This is a genomic window from Pseudomonas sp. Z5-35 (assembly GCF_051131945.1).
GTDB classification, from domain to species: domain Bacteria; phylum Pseudomonadota; class Gammaproteobacteria; order Pseudomonadales; family Pseudomonadaceae; genus Aquipseudomonas; species Aquipseudomonas marvdashtae.
On record NZ_CP071640.1, the window covers coordinates 1,337,839 to 1,354,941 of the forward strand.

Here is a 17,103-nt window from a genome sequence, read left to right on the forward strand (position 1 = left end):
CATGGCGCTGAATAATCTCGCTGAACTTCTCGAAAAGCGTCGTACTGCCCTGGTGGAGTACTGCTTGGGTCAAGTCAAGGAATCTGGCGGAAAATACAACTTTTTGCGAACCCCGGCAGACCTGTTCGAACTGCTGCGCATGGATCCGCTGGACAGCTACCCGGTACAAAGCTCTTGGGTCGCCGAAGCGACCAGCTGCGCTCAGCAGTTCATTCACGCCGCTTTCCGTAAGCTGGAGCCCGGCTACGAAAAAATCGAATTCGACAAGCGCGATCTGGCCACGTGGGAACTTTATAATAATTATCCGGATTGGGCCGCGCTGCAGCTGATTGCGATTTATCCGGAGAATTTCATCAACCCCTTTGTGCGGCGGCGCAAGACCAGCCTGTTCAAGGCCCTGGAAAACAACCTCAACCAGACACGCTTGAACGCTGATTCCGTTCAGGCGGCGCTGCAAGATTACCTGCAATCCTTCGAGCAAATCTGCAACCTGGACGTGATCAGCGGCTATATGGACGGCGCCACGCCCGACCGTGCCGATTATTATTTTGTCGGTCGGCAGCGGGTGCCGCCTTTCCAATACTTCTGGCGCAAGGCAGAAGTTGAACTCTCTGCTACTTGTGCCGCGATCAATCCGGCGGCATGGAGCGAATGGCAACCCGCGGATATTCCGGCCGGCGCAATGGTGCTGGACATGCGTCCGGTGTTCTGGAGCGGTCGACTTTGCCTGGTATGGGCGCAGTGGCAAGCGAAGGTGGAGGGGCAGGAAGGCAGTGAAGGCTTGCCAGCCAGGTTGGATATCAATGTTTCTTTCATGGCGCAGAATGGCAACTGGTCAGCTCCGCTGAGCCTGCACAGCTCCGTGCGGGACCAAGATCCCCCTCCCCAAGGCGCTCGTCTGGTCGCGACCGTTTGGGCCGATCCAAATCATCCCCAGGGCAGGCTGGGGGTTATGCTGATCGGCGTGGATCCGGAGGTATTTGCGGTGCGTGATGTGCTGTTTCGTCCCGTGGATTGGGACGACGGCGGTTGGTTGGAAAAGGCTGCACTCTATCGTTTTACCACTGCCGAAACAGTTCAACATCCGCTGACGAATCAGCCGACGATGGTTATTTCCGATGCTGCGTCAGGCTCCTTGACGCAGTACTTGGGCCTGCAGGCGGTGGCGTTTCGTGTGGGGGATGTCGATAAGTTGTTCGTGCAGGGTTTCTGTAGGCCAACGGGGATGACTGGGGATCCTGTAACTCTGAAACTGGAGCTTGAGGCACCGGCAGCGGGCGATCCGCACCTTGAGGAACAACACCCTATTGCTGGTGGCTGGAGTACGCAATGGCTGGAGCTCAATCGGGGGGAGGGCTCGTGGCAGAATCCGGTCCTTTGGTTCGGCGCGGACACACCCATTGGGCGTAAACAGCTTCGACTGACGATCATAAACGTCACGGACTTCCCTCCCGTGACCCTGTCTAAAAACACGCTCGATGCGGCGCAGTTTCTTTCCCTCAACCAATCGGGGCTGAACCTTAAGTACACCCGTTTGAACTCGCTGTTTGGTCCCGAATTGGTGCAGCGTTCCAATATTTCCGTCGATGCGGTACTGGACTGGGATACACAATTCCTATCGGAACCACCTCCCCTGGGCGTGCCTGATTTTTCGGAGCCCAACGGTGCGTTCAACGGCGCCAACGGTTTATTTTTTTGGGAGCTGTTTTTTCATCTGCCTCACTTGGTGACCGCACGCTTGAATGCCGAGGATCGTTTTCTCGAAGCGCAGAATTGGTTGCATTATCTGTTCGATCCACAAGCGCCAGCTGATCTTGGGCGATCTCCCGTGGATCATCCAAAACCTCTCTACTGGCGCTGCCGACCCTTGTATGGTCCCGGTAACCTGGGTTGTGAAGCCGATGCCCCCACCGATCCCGATGCCATCGGGTATTCGGCGCCCCGGCACTTCCAGATTGTGGTGTTTACTGAATACGTTAAAAACCTGATCGCCTGGGGTGACTGGTATTACCGCCAGCTCACCCGGGAGAGCTTGGTGGCGGCCAAGCTGTGTTACGTCCAGGCCGAGTTCCTGATGGGCAAGGCACCCGAGGTCCGGACGGTGAACCGTTGGGAGACGAACACGGTGGAAGGGCTGTTGAACAAAAGTGCCTCGCGACCGGCGCTTGAGCAGTTCGAAAAAGAACTGGTGTTCAGCCTGGCGGATTTTCCGGCCACCGCCGAGGCGCCGCCTCTGTTGGGCTTGCTGGCAAACGAGCCGTTCAAGGCCCCGATCAATGAGCAATTGTTGGCGGTCTATGATTTGCCCGGCCAGCGCCTGTACAACCTGCGCAATAACCTCACGCTCGATGGCAAGCCACTGGACATTCCGCTGTTCAGTCCACCCACCGATCCCAACCAATTGCTACGTGACCTGGCGGCGGGTAGTGGTGGAGCAAGGCCCATGGGCGGGCGTCTGGTGGTCGGTGCGTTCCGCTGGCGCGTGACCTTCGAGACGGCGTTGCGCGCCGTGCAGAGCTTGCAGGAGCACGGTAGCCAGGTCCTGCATTTGCTCGAGCAGCGTGACCGGGCCGAGCAGGAGGAAATGCAGCAAAACCACCTGGTGGAATTGGGAAGCTACGCCCAGACCGTTCAAGAACAGAGCATTACCCAATTGCAAGCGAGCACGGCCGCGTTGGAACAAAGTCGCGCCATGGCCCAGGAGAGGGCCGAGGCGTATGCGCGGCGCTACGATGAAAACGTCTCGGAGGTTGAATACCAGGTCATGGAAAACCTGCAACTTTCGAAAAAGCTCGAATTGGCCTCCTCGATTATCAAACCAGCGGGGGCGGTCGTGGCGTCGCTGCCCACAATCTTCGGCATGGCCAACGGCGGCCATCGTCTGGACAAGACCATCGACGCGGTGAGTTTCGTATTGAGTGTCGCTGCGTCGGCGATGCAGATCGACGCGGATAAGCAGGCGACCACCGAGGGCTATCGCCGGCGCCGTGAAGAGTGGCAACTGCAACGCGATCAGGCGCTGGCGGAGGTACGGGCCATCGACGCCCAAATCACCGCACAGACCCACGCCTTGCAGGCCGCGCAAACTACCCTGGCGCAAACGCTGAAAGCCAACAGCCAGGCCTTGACGGTTTACAACTTCATTAAAAAACGCGCGAGCAATGCCGAACTGTTCGGCTGGCTACTGGGCCAGCTCAAAGCGTTGCATTATCAGGCTTATGACGCGGTCGTTAGCCTGTGCCTCGGTGCCCAGGCCGCGTTGACTGCCGAGACCGGCGATTACGATGCCCAAATCCCTTTGCCACAAGTCTGGCTGGACAACCGCCACGGCTTGACCGCCGGCGAGCATTTGCACGGGCACCTGTTGCGCATGGAGCGTGAATACCTGCAACGCCATGAGCGACGGATGGAGCTGGTCAAGACCGTTTCCCTGCGTCGGCTTTTCGATGATTCGGTCGAGCGTCAAGCCGGCGTTGATGGGTGGGCGGCCGCGCTGGCCCAGTTGCGGGGCCAAGGGATGCTGGAGTTCGCGCTCACCCAACTGCTTTTCGATCGCGATCATCCCGGGCATTACTGCCGGCAGATCAGTTCGATCGAAGTCGACCTGCCGGTGCTGACCGGCCCCTTCGAAAATGTACGAGCCACCTTGCTGCAGATTGGCAGCATGATCGCCACCAAGGCGTCGTTGCAATCGGTGCGCTACCTGCATCATCCGACAGAGTTCGTGGCGCCTTCGGATGTGCTGTTCAACCTGCGCAGTGGTCAGCAAATAGCCTTGTCCGTCGGGCTGGGCGACAGCGGCTTGACGGCGATGAAACCGGATGAGGGGCTGCTCAACCCCTTTGAAAATACCGGCGTTGTCTCACGCTGGATGCTGAAGTTTCCATGGCCGAATAATGACTCACAGCTACAGATGCTCGCATCTTTGACCGACATTATCGTGCGCATTCGCTACACGGCGAAAGCCGGTGAACCGACCTTCATACGGGCCGTCGAGGACCGGGTAGTCGAGGCGGAAACCCCCGATAGACTCAATCCCCTTCCGAAGGAGTAGCGTGTCATGGATAACGTGGTGAGAACCGATGAGAGTTTGGTGGTCAATGGGGATTTCGCCCAATCGTTCAGTCACTGGAGGAAGGGGCCGACCAATCCGAGCTGGCTGGGCATAGATAGCGAAATGTATAACGGGGAGATGATTCGTGTGCTATTGGCTGGCAATAGATCATCAGTCAGTCAGCCGTTGACGGCTCCGAAGGACCCAGGCAACCAGGCTCTCTACATCCTCACTTTTCTCTGCGAGGTGCGACACGCCGAAGAGGGTACATTGAGGATTGAAGTTGATGGACGGGAGGAGCAGCTGGATATCCCGTTATTGCCGGGCCCACCCCGCAATGCAAAGAAGGATCAGGCTCGACTGAAGAGCGGGGAGCTTCTGGAGTTCTTGCCGAAGGAGTATCGCGTCGAGCTGGATCTGTCATTCAATGAGCAGGATACGCTGATTGTCAGCGTATTCAGCCCGCCCAACGCATCCGGGGACTACACATCGGCGGTCTTTATCACCCGCATCAAGCTCCATGTGCATCTGGAGCCTGTTGCCATGCAAGGGCTCAAGCTCGACGAGCAATCCCTCGCGCCAACCGGTCCGCTATATATATGCCTGGGGGCAACGGTGTCCCAGTCCCATCAACTTGAATTTGTGCCTGAGCCGGACAACGCCTGGCTCGGTACGCAGGCTGCGCTGACCAGCGACGACAATCCATTGGAAGCGGTTGAAACGACGCCGGGCTGGGGCGAGGACCAACCGTTGGAATTGTCTTGGACACTCGAATGTCCATTGATCGGTGAGGACGAGCCCTACCTGTTTTCGATGAATCTGCTCAACCAGTACACCGCCGACCCTTATCCGCTGCAGGTGTCGCTCGGGCACCACCGGTTGGTCTTCCTCGACGTGCGCGAAGCGGCGTATTACCCGGTGTTGGAGTACGAACAAAGTGTTCGCCTGGGGGTTCAGGTTGGTTCGTATTACACCCGTCAGACTCTGAGTGGGCGGACCGTGAGCTGGACCGTCACGCCCGGCCAGATCAAAACGGTTGCCCTGACGGACGACCAGGGCTGGGCCTATTTTGATTACCAGCCAACCCAGGCCGGGGAGTTGGAAATCGAGGCATCGGTTGAAAGTCCCTATTACACCGCGGGCGTTGTGTCCCAAACCTTGACCGTCCGGGCCCTTGAGACAGACCCGTGGAAAAGTGTATCGACCGTTGTCGAGGGGGAGGAGACGCGTTGGGATGAAAAAACCGGGTACCCCAACCGAGGCACGGATTATGCGTTGGACTTGAAGGTGCCGGTGGCCAGTCCGTTGTTGGGTACGGATCTGTCGTTGCATTGGAGCGGCGACCCCCAGGAACAGCTGGGTGTTGACGTCGAGCCTGCGCTTGGAGATCCCGTCCCGATCACCGGCACTGAATTCGCTTGGACATTGACGAGCCAAGACCGCCTGGATGGTCGGTTCTACCTGGAGCTGGCCTGCTCCAAACTGTTGCTCCCTTCACCGAAAAAAACCATGTCGCTGGCGCGCAATCTGGTCAAGGTGGGCGAAGTCCGCGAGGCCAATAAGTTTCCGATCGTGGACGAAAACGAAAGCGTGCTGTTGCGGGTGCAAGGGGTGCACGTCATCGCTGCTGGGGACGGTGATCCGGTCATCAATGCATTGGTTGAATGGAGGAGTTCCGACGGACCGATCACCACCGTGCCCACCGGGGCCGGTGGCTGGGCGAGCTTACTGTACGAGCCGCAGACCCCTGGGGACAAAACTGTCACCGCCAGCATCAAGGCCCACGCCGAGGCCGTTGCGGTGGAGCATCCATTCAATGTGAAAGCGATCGCGACCAGCCCCTGGAAAAATGAGGTCACGATTCTCCTGGATGAGCTAGAAGTCGAGCGTAATGCCCTCGGCGTGCTCTGCTGGCGCGGCCGGACCCATACGTTGAAGGTCGTGCCGAATAGCGGAAGTAGCTGGATCGGTAAAAACATCAGCTTGCATTGGCGAGGGGCTGCACCGGGTATCGGTCTGGTTCCAAGTGACCTTGAAACACCCAAGCCGCTGGCGGCCGTTGGGGCACAATGGAGCCTAGCATCACCCGTCAATGGCAGTACCAGCAGTCTGTTCGAGTTGGAGCTACGCCTTGAAAGTGTTTCCGTCGTCCGGGAATTGGCTGGGCGCCTGGTTTCCGAAAATCTGGCGGAAGAAGTGAGCCTGAGGCTCGACCAGATATCGGCGCAGTTGAATGACCAGACACTTTATCCATGCCTGGGGGCTCGCCACCGTTTCAGTATTTTGCCTAATGCGTTGAGTCCCTTGGTCGGGCTGGCATCAAGGTTGGTGTGGTCCGGGACGTCTGCTGAGCAGTTGAATGCGACCGTTCAACCTCTACTCGACAATGCACAACCTGTCAATGACGGTGGTGCAATCTGGACGCTGGACTTTACCGCCAGTGAGCAACCGGGGCAGTTTGCCCTTGCATGGGAACTGCCGCAGCTGGACTTCGCCGCAACCGCCAAGCCAATGATGCTTGCACATAACAGAGTCCGAATTCAGGACTGGCGCGATTCGCCGGTAGACCCGGTTGTGGGGCAAGACCCTGCGTGGCTGTGGGTACAGGTTTTTTCTCATTTCACCGAACTTGCTGTGGATCAGGTGCCGGTGAGTTGGAGTGCAGGGGGAGCGCCAACTGACGTGCCCACTGATGCCGCAGGCTGGTCTGGGTTTGCGCTGGAACCGTCCGACGCCCGACCTTATGAAGTGACGGCATCGGTCGTCAGTCTTTATGACGACTTCGAGGGTAGCCATTGTCTGACGGTCACCCCATTGGCAAATGATCCCTGGGCGGAGTTGACCGTTCAATTCGACGAACAGCCGCCGCAGCGCTGGGGTGACAAGACTTATTTCCCTCGTCGTCGAGGTACCCACAGCTTGATATTGCAAGCCCCGGACAATAGCCCTCTGTTCGATCATGAGGTGACATTGGGGCTGACCGGAACCGGACCTGCCGAGTTGGGGTTGGAGTTTTTACCGGCCGCGCTTGGCGTGCCGAAAAAACTACCCCAAGGGGGATTGAGCTACGCCTTCAAGGTGAATGATCTTACCGACGGCAGTTTCGCATTGCGCTTGTCGGCAACGCGACTGGCGAATCTGTCGCCTGCCAACGCGATGTCCGTGGGGGCCGGTTCACAGGCGCTGAAGCTGGTGCTGAGCGGCAATGTCCATCAGATCTTGGATTGGGAGAGCGAGCTTTATGCCGAGGTCAAATTGCTCTCGGCGATCAATGGTAAGCCGATGGCCGGGTGGACAGTGACTTGGCGCAGCCCCGATCTTGGAGAGCTGACCTCAGTGACCAACTGGTATGGCGTGGCTAACGTGCGCTTTGTCCCTATCACACCAGGCGCGGCCCAACTGACCGCTACGGTAGGCGATGTGGCGTATTCGGAATCGGTGGCGTTGTCCTATTTCCTGAACGACCCCCGGGAAATACAGTCGCTCACCAGCCCCAAGCCCAATGGGCATTTGGGGGAGTTGGTTTCAGCGACTGTCACTGTGGTATCAGCATTAACCGGTGAGCCATTACCAAACGTAGAAGTTATGTGGAATTACCCTAACCTCTCGCTTGCTTCGACGAGTACGGACGATGATGGCAAAGCCCGAGTGGAGTTCAATTTGCCAGGCGTGAGACGGGGACTTTTAGAGGCCTCGGTACGGGGTGGGTACGCTGGGTGGGAGATTGAGCATATTGAATTTGAGTTGGTGCCCGATGAGACGACGTGGTCGAGTGAATTCACGCCTTACGTCAACAACACTCGAGTACAGTGGTCTGAAATAAAACTGAATGTATTTGCTGGACAGCGTTATACATTGAAGCTGGATTATAGGGATAGTTGGCTGATCGGCGATCCGCATGCCCGGATCCTTCTGGACTACAAGCCTGGCGAAGAGGCACAGAACCTTGTTATCGATCCGCCGTTGGGGCAGCCGGTTGCGATGGAGCAAGGGAGTAGTTCCTTGAGCTGGTCCATATCCGCCGACCAAGCGCAAAACAGGACCTTTGTGTTGCAGTTCGCCATGCCCTTGATGAGTGACATGCCAATGTCACCACCTGTGCCGGGGATTACACGCGATACAGATAGCTGGCTGGAAGAGTTCACGTTCTACCTGAACGAACAGCTGTTCGATCTGGCTCATAGGGACCTCTACCTCAAAGATGGAACCACTAACACCTTGGAATTGAGAGTCAAGGAAGGCAGCAGTTTGATTGACTCAACCAGCGTTGCTTTGTGGATGCAGGGGTCCGAAGGCCTTGGGTTGGAGTTCGATCCCGGGTTGTTCCAGCCGCAGCCGGTAACGGCGGCCCCCTTGAGGTGGTCTATCTTGACTAAGCCAGCGCATTACGGGCCTTTCGTGTTGGAGTTACGCAGTCCAGACCTGCCCACACGGGCAATCAACGCAGAGGTAAATGTTTTAGCGTCAAGGTGATCGATCACCTACAAATCCCCCGCCTTCTTCCACTCCAGATACAACGTCACCAGCTCGGCCCCCAACTCCCCGGGCCGGGCTTGCAGTACCACGATCCCATGGGCGCTCAGCCGTTCATGCAGCGTCGCCCGCGCGTTCAAGTAATCCACCGTCCCGCAATAGGCCAGCGCCTCGGGCAAGGTCTGCACCGGCGCCTGGCGCAACCGGTCCAGCGCCTCTTCCCGCAGGCTCGCCACCAATACCCGATGCCGTTGGCCCAGCCGTTTGACGGCGGTCAGCAGTTCTTCATCGTCTTCGTCCCGCAGGTTGGTCACCAACACCACCAGGGCGCGGCGCTTCTGCCGCGTCAGCAGTTGCGTGACGGCGGCCTGGTAGTCGGCGGGGTGTTGGCTGCTGTCGAGGTCGTAGACGGTGTTGAGCAATACATTGAGTTGGCCGGTGCCTTTGACCGGCGCGAGATAGCGCGGCTGTTCGCTGGCGAAGGTGCTCAGGCCCACGGCATCGCCCTGGCGCAGCGCGGTGTAGCTGAGCAGCAGGCAGGCGTTGAGGGCGTGGTCGAAATGCGCCAGCTCGCCGTCCTGGCTGCGCATGCGCCGGCCGCAGTCGAGCATGAAGATGATCTGCTGGTCGCGTTCATCTTCGTATTCGCGGGCGATGGGCGTGCGGTGGCGGGCGGTGGCTTTCCAGTCGATCTGGCGCAGGCTGTCGCCTTCGCGGAATTCACGTAGCTGATGGAATTCCTGGCCCTGGCCCCGTCGTTGGCGCTGACGGATGCCGAGTTGGCTGAGCCAGTTGTCCACGGCCAACAATTGGCCGTCGTAGAGCCGGGCGAAGTCCGGGTAGACGCGGGTGTCGTCAAGCGCTTCGATCAGGCGTTTGTCGCTCCACAGGCCCAGCGGGCTGGGCAGGTTGATTTCGCAGTACTCGAAGGTGAAGTGTCCGCGCTTGAGCGGACGCACGCGGTAGCCGAGTTGGGTGAGCTGGCCCGGTTGTAGCTCAGCTGACAGCGGCAGGTGTTCGAAGCTGAGGCCGTCGGGCACGTGATCGAAAATCAGCGTTTCCAGCGGCTGGGTAAAGTCGTGGCTGATCGCCAGGCGCACTTCGCTCCAGCGGCCCAGCGCCAGGCTGCCAGGCATCTGCCGTTGTACGCGCGGCGAGGGCAGGCGTCGCAGCCGCACCGCGTCGAGTATCGCCAAGGCCAGCAAGGCCAGCAGCAAGCCCCAGTTGATGGACAGCAGCGTGACGGGCAGCGCGACGCCCAACGCCCGCAAGGTGCCCAGCACGATGCCGACGGTCAGCAGGACAGCGAGCCAGGACAGCAGCAGGCGCGAGGGTTTCATCGCAACATCTCGGCTGCGCAAATCCCCGTGGCGAGGGAGCTTGCTCCCGCTGGACGCGCAGCGTCCCCTGGCGGTGTGTCAGATAGAGCCAGGGGGCTACTTCGCAGCCCAGCGGGAGCAAGCTCCCTCGCCACAAAAAGCATGCCTGCCACAGAGAATATTCCTGGCACAGAAAGCGTGCTCGTCACAGGAGATCTCATCACAACCGCGGCGCCGGCACTTGGTCGAGCAGTTGCCCCAGCACCTGGTCCACCGACAGCCCTTCGATGTCCAGCTCCGGTGCCAGCCGCACACGGTGGCGCAGCACGGCCAGGGCGCAGCCCTTGATGTCGTCCGGCACCACGAACTCGCCCCCACGCAGCAACGCCCGGGCGCGGGCGCAGCGCACCAGTGCAATCGAAGCCCGAGGCCCGGCGCCCAGAGTCAGGCCCGGCCAGGTGCGGGTGCTGCGGGCCAGGCGTACGGCGTAGTCGAGCACCTGGTCGTCCATCGGCAGGTCGCTGGCAATGCGCTGCAGCGCTTGTACATCCTTGGCCTGCAACACCGTGCGCAACGGCTGCACATCAAGCATGTCGGCACGGGTCGAGCGGCTGACCTGGCGCACCATGTTCAATTCCTGGTCGGCGTCGGGGTAATCCATGCGCACCTTGAGCATGAAGCGGTCGAGCTCGGCTTCCGGCAGCGGATAGGTGCCTTCCTGTTCGATAGGGTTCTGGGTGGCGAGCACCATGAACGGTTGAGCGATGGGCAAGGCGCGACCTTCGAGGGTGACCTGGCGTTCCTGCATGGCTTCGAGCAGCGCGGCCTGGGTCTTGGCCGGTGCGCGGTTGATCTCGTCGGCCAACAGCAGGTTGGTGAACACCGGCCCCTTGCGCAGCTTGAACTGCTCGGTCTGCAAGTCGTACACCGCGTGGCCGGTGACATCGCTGGGCATCAGGTCGGGGGTGAACTGGATGCGCGCAAACTCGCCGCCGAAACAGCGCGCCAGGGCCCGCACCAGCAAGGTCTTGCCCAGCCCAGGGACGCCTTCGAGCAGGACATGACCACCGGCGATCAGCGCCGTGAGCACATCGTCGATCACCGCACCCTGGCCGACCACGGCCTTGTGCAGTTCGGTGCGAATCGCCTGGGCCAACTGACTGGCACGCTGGCGCTGTTGGGCGGCGTGGGTCTGGCCGCCGGCAGGTTCGTTCTGTTCAGTCATAAAGCATTCCTAAGGGTTTGCAAAAGGGCGACCTGGCGGCAGAACTCGGCGCTGGACAGGCGCTGTTTCGGCCGGGGGCTAAGGGCCTGGCTGATGGTTCGGGTGGGTTGCCGGGTCAGGCGCGCAAGCACTTGCCATTGATCGGCCACGACCTGTTGCTCGAAGCCCGGATGAAGCTGGCGAGCCCGACGCAGTACGTCCTGCTGCAAGGTCTGCAGCAGCTGTTGTTGACCGTTGTGGCGCAGATGGAACGCGGCGCTGGCTTGCAGGTGTTCTTGCAGTTGGCGGCGGGCCTTGGGCGCCGGTTGTTGCAGCGGACCCTGGCGCACTGCCGAACGCCAGAACCAAAGGGCAACCAGGGCCAGCAGCGCCACCAAGGCCTGGGGGAAATAGCGCAGCAGCAAGGTCAGCAGATTGTCATGGTCGGTATTGAACAGCAGTGTGACGTCGGTGTCGGCGCTCAGGTACCAGAGTAGCCAGGCGTTGTCGTATTGGTCGATCTGGTCGTTCTTCCACAGCTCGGCGTCGGTGAGCACGGTGATCGTGCCCAGGCCGTGGTTCAGTTGCATCAAATGGGTCGCCTGCGCACTGTTGGCCCAGGCCTGGACAAGGTTCAGCGGGTCTTCGAGGTGGAAGTCGGTGTCGAAGCCGAGATAGGCCGGCGCCTCTTCGTCCTCCAGGTACAGCTTGGTCAGTTTCGGGTAGGGATCCTTGATGAGCTCGGGATCGGGCTCCTTGAGGTCCTTGCTCAGCAACTGGCGTAGGCGCACGCGGTCCAGCAGCAGATCGCCGCTGCTGCTGGTGCTGTCATCCCATATCGCTTCGGCGACAAACAGCAAGCGCCCTCCGGCGCGGGTCCAGTTCAACAGTTGATCGGCGTCCCGTGGGGTCATGTTGCTGCGCTCGCCCAGCAGCAAAAGGCTGCGCTGGTGCGGCTCCAGGGTCGGCAGGACGTCCAGGCTGTTGGCGTGCTCGACGTTGATGCCCTGCTTGCGCAAGAAATGTTCGGCGGCCAGGTAAGGGTTGGCCTGGGCCTCGGGGGAGGGGCCATGCTCAACGACTTCCTGATACGGCACGGCCTTCAGGTACAGGTAAATGGCCAAAGCACCGGTCAACGCGGCGACCACGGCCCCGACCAGCATCCCTGTGCGTCGCCTCATCGGGACGCCCCCGGGCCGAACAGCTGACGCCATCCATCGCACAGTTCCTGTTGCAGATGGGGCGGCGGGGCACGGTGCCCGTAGGCAATGTTCTGCCAGTGCAGCGTCAGGTTCTTGCTGAAGGCCAATAGCTGTTCGTGTTGGAGGTTTTCGACACGTTGCAACACTTGGCCTTCGGTATCGGCGGGTTTCAGAGGAACGTTGAATTCATGGTGCAAGCGGCTGAGCAATGCTCGATACAACAAGCCCAGCGCCTCTCGGGGAGCACCGGACCATAGCTGCTCGGCACTGGCCGCGACGTCGTCCGGCAGGCTTTCCTCACGAATATCCAGGCCGAACATTCGGGCTGGCGTGGGCCGCTCTGCGCGCAGGCGCTTCGTCGGGCGCAGGTTCACCAGGGCATTGAGTCGCTCGCGATAATGCCAGCCCAGCCACACGACCGCGCCCACCAGTGCGGCCCAGAGCATTACTTGGATCAGCGTGGCGAGGGTGTCGAAGCGTTTGGCGCTCCATTCGAACATCGATTTGAGCCAGCCCGGGGCTTTGCCAGCCTCGGCTGACTCGCTGGTCTGTTCTTCACCGAAACGATAACGGGTGACTGTTTCCGGATTCTTGAAGGGCGGGGCTTCCAGGATCGTCTCGATGCTGTCCCGGGAGGCCTCGCTGGTAAGCGGTTGGTTGAGCAGTCGGGGACTGTCGGGCGCGTTGCTGTCTTCGGCGGCCCAGACCGGTGGCGCCAGCGGCAGCAGGGTCAATGCCAGCAGTATCAGCATCGGAGCGACGGCGCTCAGGCGCTGGCGCAGTCGGCGGAATACCAATTCGATGTCCCAGGCCTCAAGCATGGTGCGCCGGTTCAGATAGAGGCTGAAGCCGCAGGCGACGTACACCGGCTCCCAAAGAATCAGCAGCAGCGGATAGAGCAAGTTGATCAGGTGTTCGAGCCATAACCAATCGTGCTCGGCGACGGCGATCAGCGTCTGCCAATCCCATTCCAGCTCGACCTGCTGCGGTATGAACAAATAGAACAGCGCCATCAGGCCGAACCACAGGGCCATTTCCAGGTGCACGCCAATGATGGTCAACCATTGCGCCGCACCGCCGTTGCGTTGAAGTAACACCCCCAAACGCTGCTCCCGCGCCTCACCGGCAAGCCCTTCGAGTTGCACGACGGGCATCAGGAAGCTGCGGCTCGGGCTCAGCCGGCGCCAGGTCAGGCTGGCCAGCAGTTGGGGCTTGAGCAAGGCCGGCCATTGGCGCAAGGCCTGCCTCAAGGTGGGCGTCTCGCCAAACAGCGCCTTGGACAAGATGTACAAGGGCAGCCGGTCGAAGGCTGGTTTCAGCCACCAGAATATAAACATTACCAGGGACGGCGAATCCCACAGCAACAGTGCCAGCAGCGCATAAACCGGCAGCGTGACAAGTGCCCAACTGGTCATCAACAGCCACCGATGCCGCTGGCTCATCAGCACACCCAGGTCCATGGCTTCCCAAGTGGTGCGTGGACGGATGACGACGGTGGCGTCACTCAGGCGCATGGTGGCCTCGTCCGGCAAACAGCAGGTAACCGAGCACCAGCAGCCACAACAATGCGCCGACGGTGTATTTGGTGGCCGGCGTCACCGCGCTGGAGGACCAGTAGGCCTCGACGAATGCGGCGATCAGCAACAGCAATGTCACGCCGCCGATCATCAGCACGCTTTTGCCCGCGGCGAGCCGCAAGGCTTCACCGCGGGTGAGGCGCCCCGGCGCGATCAACGCCCAGCCCAAATGCAGGCCCGCGGCGCCGGCCAGCACGATGGCGGTGAGTTCGAAGGCGCCATGGCCGATCACGAAGGACCAGAACGTGCCGCCGGAGCCGATCTGGGTAAGGTGCCCGGCCACCGCCCCGATTGTCAGGCCGTTGAAGAACAGGAAAAACGCGCTGCCCAGGCCAAACAGCAAGCCACTGGCAAAGGTCTGAAAGGCGATGCCGATGTTGTGCATGATGTAATAACCAAACATGACCCAATCCTCGCTGGCGGCTCGCTCGATCGAACGTCCCAGGTGCCCCGCCGCCGGGTCGTACATGGCGCGCATCCCGCTGATTTCCTCGACGCTCAGGAGGCTATAGACCAGTTCGGGAAACAGATAGACCAATATCCCGATGACGATCAGGCTACCCAGGAACATCAGCCCAGCCGCCAGGACGAACCGCCATTGTTCGCGCACCAATTGGGGAAAACCGGCCAGGATGAAGGCCGACAAGCTGGTCGAGGGGCGGCTGCGGTCCCGGTAGAGTTGCTGGTGGCCGCGCAGCGCCAGTTGCTGTAGCGCATCCACCAGCAGGCTGCTGTAGCCGCGCGCCTGTGCCAGCGCCAGATGATGGCAGAGCCGTCGATAAACGTGGGGGAAGTCGCTGCTCTGGGCGACGCTACGGCTGCGTTCCAACTGGTCGAGCAGCCGGGACAACTGGTCCCATTGCGCCTGGTGGCGACTTTCGAACAGGCTTTGCTTCATGTCGGCCCCAGCAGGCCGCGGGCAATGCCGTTGAGTTCGGCCACGGCGCCTGTCGGATGCACTTTCAGCGGCGTGGCGAGGATCGTTGCCAGTTCGGTGACCCGTGCCTCGGACAGTTCTGCCTGGCGCTCGGCGAAACCCAGCACGGCGCGTTGTTCTGCCAGGCCCAGGGCAAAAGGCGGCCGTATCGATCGGGCGGAAGGCAGTACGGGGCGTTTGACCGGTTGCTCGCGATAGACCACTAAAGTGCCGGCCGCCAAGTCCCCCAGGCGTTTGAAAGTAGGGTTTTGCAGGCAGCAGATTGCCCCGAAGGTGTAGCCGAAGGGCAGCATGTCGACGAAGCGCAGCAGGTTGCGAATCAGCGATGCGGACCAGCCGATCGGCCTGCCGTCGTCCTGCACAACGCGCAACCCCATCATTTGCTTGCCGGGAGAACGGCCTTGGTTCAGTACTTCGAACAGCACCATGTACCACCAGCTGATGACAAACAGCAGGATCGAACCCAGGCCGATCCCCAGCTCGCCGAAAAACGCCAGGACGATGAAGAAAAGGCCCAGCACCAGCCCACGTATGCCCAGGTCGATGGCGAAGGCCAGCGCGCGGGGCATCAGCCCCGCCGGGCGCAGCGGCAGGTCAATACCTTCGGGCGTTTCTACCTGGTAGCGCGTGTCCAGTGGCGGCGGCAGCGGCGCGTTCCTTTGCAGTGCTGGTGTCTCGGGCATGGGCTACCTGTAATGGACCGGTTTGGACGTTCGATCTCGGCCCAGATGCTAGCAGTCTTCTGGCGGGCACACGATACACGTGTGTGGGTCATTTAATGGCCTGCAACATGATTCAACGACGGCAATGCTGGCGGGCGCCGGGTTCGAACGCCTAGACTTCGCCAGTCCCCAGCTCAGGAACCCCCCGTGACTTCGATCTTTTGGTACGACTACGAAACCACCGGCATCAATCCGCGTTGCGACCGACCGTTGCAGGTGGCGGGGATCCGTACCGATTTCGAACTCAATGAGATCGACGAACCGGTAAACCTTTATTGCCGGCCCAGCGACGACATCCTGCCTCATCCAGCGGCCTGCGCGATTACCGGCATCACCCCGGCATGCCTGGCCGAAAAGGGCTTGAGCGAAGCCGATTTCATGACCCGTGTCCACGCGCAACTGGCCGCTCCCGGAACCTGTGGCGCCGGCTACAACACCTTGCGCTTCGACGATGAGATGACGCGCTACAGTCTGTATCGGAATTTTTTCGACCCGTATGCGCGGGAGTGGCAGGGCGGCAACAGTCGCTGGGACTTGATCGACCTGGTGCGCGCTGCCTACGCGTTGCGACCCGATGGCATTATCTGGCCGCAGGAGGAGGGTCGCGTCACCCTCAAGCTGGAACGCCTGACCGCCGCCAACGGCATCGACCATGGCCAGGCGCATGACGCGCTGTCGGACGTGCGCGCGACGATTGCCCTGGCCCGGTTGATCCGCCAGAAGCAACCACGGCTCTATGACTGGCTGTTCCAATTGCGCAGTAAACAGAAGGTGCTGGACCAGATCCGCCTGCTGCAGCCGATGGTGCATATATCCGGGCGTTTCTCGGCGGCGCGCAACTACATCGGCGTGGTGCTGCCGCTGGCCTGGCATCCGAAGAACCGCAACGCCTTGATCGTCTGCGACCTGCACCTCGATCCCCAAGGATTGCTGGACCATGATGCGCAGTTACTGCGTCAACGCCTGTATACCCGTCGCGAAGAACTGCTCGAAGGGGAGCTCCCGGTACCGCTCAAGCTGATTCATATCAACAAGTGCCCGGTCATCGCACCGTTGACTGTCTTGCGCGCCGAAGACCAGCATCGGCTGCAGCTGGACATGGACGGCTTTCAGGAGCGGGCGCTGCGGCTAAGTGACGCACAACAGCTCTGGCAAGATAAACTCCAGCACATTTATGGGCCGGAAGACTTTGCTGCCAGCGAAGATCCCGAGCAGCAGTTATACGCAGGCTTCCTGGGTGATCGTGATCGTCGATTATCTGAACAAGTACGCTTGGCCGATCCCGCTCAACTGGCGCAAGAGCATTGGCCGTTCGACGACGAACGCCTGCCGGAATTATTGTTTCGTTACCGTGCGCGCAACTTCCCGGACACCTTGGAGCCGAACGAGCAGGAACGCTGGAAACTATTTTGCCAGCAACGCCTGTCGTCCCCTGAATGGGGGGCGCCTAATACCCTGGAAAGTTTTGATGAAGCAATGGCTGAGTGGATGGGGCTCTCCACGCCGTTGCAGCAAGAGGTACTCATGCAATGGCAGGGGTATAGCCAACAATTGCGTAAACGTTTAAGCCTTTGAACGGCCCTGCAGCAATTGAAGCCAGGACTTAACATGAGGG

General features: G+C 60.4%; 9 protein-coding genes. 3 read left to right on the forward strand and 6 right to left on the reverse strand.

Annotated elements, in window-relative coordinates:
• Nucleotide 1 precedes the first annotated feature (1 nt).
• Both J3P95_RS06215 and J3P95_RS06220 read left to right on the forward strand, forming a co-directional pair.
• Nucleotides 2-4,054, forward strand: coding sequence for a neuraminidase-like domain-containing protein (locus tag J3P95_RS06215; RefSeq protein WP_434578259.1), 4,053 nt, complete (start codon nt 2-4; stop codon nt 4,052-4,054).
• A gap of 6 nt (nt 4,055-4,060) precedes the next feature.
• Nucleotides 4,061-8,527: a hypothetical protein gene (locus J3P95_RS06220; protein ID WP_434578257.1), complete on the forward strand. Its 4,467-nt coding sequence runs from the start codon at nt 4,061-4,063 to the stop codon at nt 8,525-8,527.
• Between the two features lie 8 nt (nt 8,528-8,535).
• Here the strand turns inward: J3P95_RS06220 and J3P95_RS06225 are convergent, their stop codons facing one another.
• From J3P95_RS06225 to J3P95_RS06250, 6 genes are all read right to left on the reverse strand, one after another.
• Nucleotides 8,536-9,867: a DUF58 domain-containing protein gene (locus J3P95_RS06225; RefSeq protein ID WP_434578255.1), complete on the reverse strand. Its 1,332-nt coding sequence runs from the start codon at nt 9,865-9,867 to the stop codon at nt 8,536-8,538.
• A 199-nt stretch (nt 9,868-10,066) separates the two neighbouring features.
• Nucleotides 10,067-11,071 (reverse strand): AAA family ATPase, encoded by a 1,005-nt coding sequence (locus J3P95_RS06230; protein WP_434578253.1) that lies wholly within the window; start codon nt 11,069-11,071, stop codon nt 10,067-10,069.
• On the reverse strand, nt 11,068-12,231 hold the full coding sequence (locus J3P95_RS06235; RefSeq protein ID WP_434578251.1) for a DUF4350 domain-containing protein: 1,164 nt from the start codon (nt 12,229-12,231) through the stop codon (nt 11,068-11,070). The genes J3P95_RS06230 and J3P95_RS06235 overlap by 4 nt, the downstream gene beginning before the upstream one ends.
• The gene (locus tag J3P95_RS06240) at nt 12,228-13,766 is read right to left on the reverse strand and encodes a DUF4129 domain-containing protein (protein WP_434578250.1); all 1,539 of its coding nucleotides are present in this window, start codon (nt 13,764-13,766) and stop codon (nt 12,228-12,230) included. The genes J3P95_RS06235 and J3P95_RS06240 overlap by 4 nt, the downstream gene beginning before the upstream one ends.
• Nucleotides 13,753-14,727 carry a stage II sporulation protein M gene (locus tag J3P95_RS06245; RefSeq protein ID WP_434578249.1) on the reverse strand — a complete coding sequence of 325 codons (975 nt, stop codon included), beginning with the start codon at nt 14,725-14,727 and terminating at the stop codon, nt 13,753-13,755. The genes J3P95_RS06240 and J3P95_RS06245 overlap by 14 nt, the downstream gene beginning before the upstream one ends.
• Nucleotides 14,724-15,449, reverse strand: coding sequence for an RDD family protein (locus J3P95_RS06250; protein ID WP_434561567.1), 726 nt, complete (start codon nt 15,447-15,449; stop codon nt 14,724-14,726). Before J3P95_RS06250 ends, J3P95_RS06245 begins: the two co-directional genes overlap by 4 nt.
• Nucleotides 15,450-15,635: 186 nt before the next feature.
• Between J3P95_RS06250 and sbcB the strand changes: the two genes are divergently transcribed.
• Complete coding sequence (gene sbcB, locus J3P95_RS06255) at nt 15,636-17,063, forward strand: exodeoxyribonuclease I (RefSeq protein ID WP_434578247.1); 1,428 nt, start codon at nt 15,636-15,638, stop codon at nt 17,061-17,063.
• The last annotated feature ends 40 nt before the right edge of the window (nt 17,064-17,103 follow it).

What these genes read in the sequence shown, in the direction of transcription:
- J3P95_RS06215 (WP_434578259.1), top strand. Translation starts at nt 2, where the DNA reads ATGGCGCTGAATAATCTCGCTGAACTTCTCGAAAAGCGTCGTACTGCC.
- J3P95_RS06220 (WP_434578257.1), top strand. Translation starts at nt 4,061, where the DNA reads ATGGATAACGTGGTGAGAACCGATGAGAGTTTGGTGGTCAATGGGGAT.
- J3P95_RS06225 (WP_434578255.1), bottom strand. Translation starts at nt 9,867, where the DNA reads ATGAAACCCTCGCGCCTGCTGCTGTCCTGGCTCGCTGTCCTGCTGACC.
- J3P95_RS06230 (WP_434578253.1), bottom strand. Translation starts at nt 11,071, where the DNA reads ATGACTGAACAGAACGAACCTGCCGGCGGCCAGACCCACGCCGCCCAA.
- J3P95_RS06235 (WP_434578251.1), bottom strand. Translation starts at nt 12,231, where the DNA reads ATGAGGCGACGCACAGGGATGCTGGTCGGGGCCGTGGTCGCCGCGTTG.
- J3P95_RS06240 (WP_434578250.1), bottom strand. Translation starts at nt 13,766, where the DNA reads ATGCGCCTGAGTGACGCCACCGTCGTCATCCGTCCACGCACCACTTGG.
- J3P95_RS06245 (WP_434578249.1), bottom strand. Translation starts at nt 14,727, where the DNA reads ATGAAGCAAAGCCTGTTCGAAAGTCGCCACCAGGCGCAATGGGACCAG.
- J3P95_RS06250 (WP_434561567.1), bottom strand. Translation starts at nt 15,449, where the DNA reads ATGCCCGAGACACCAGCACTGCAAAGGAACGCGCCGCTGCCGCCGCCA.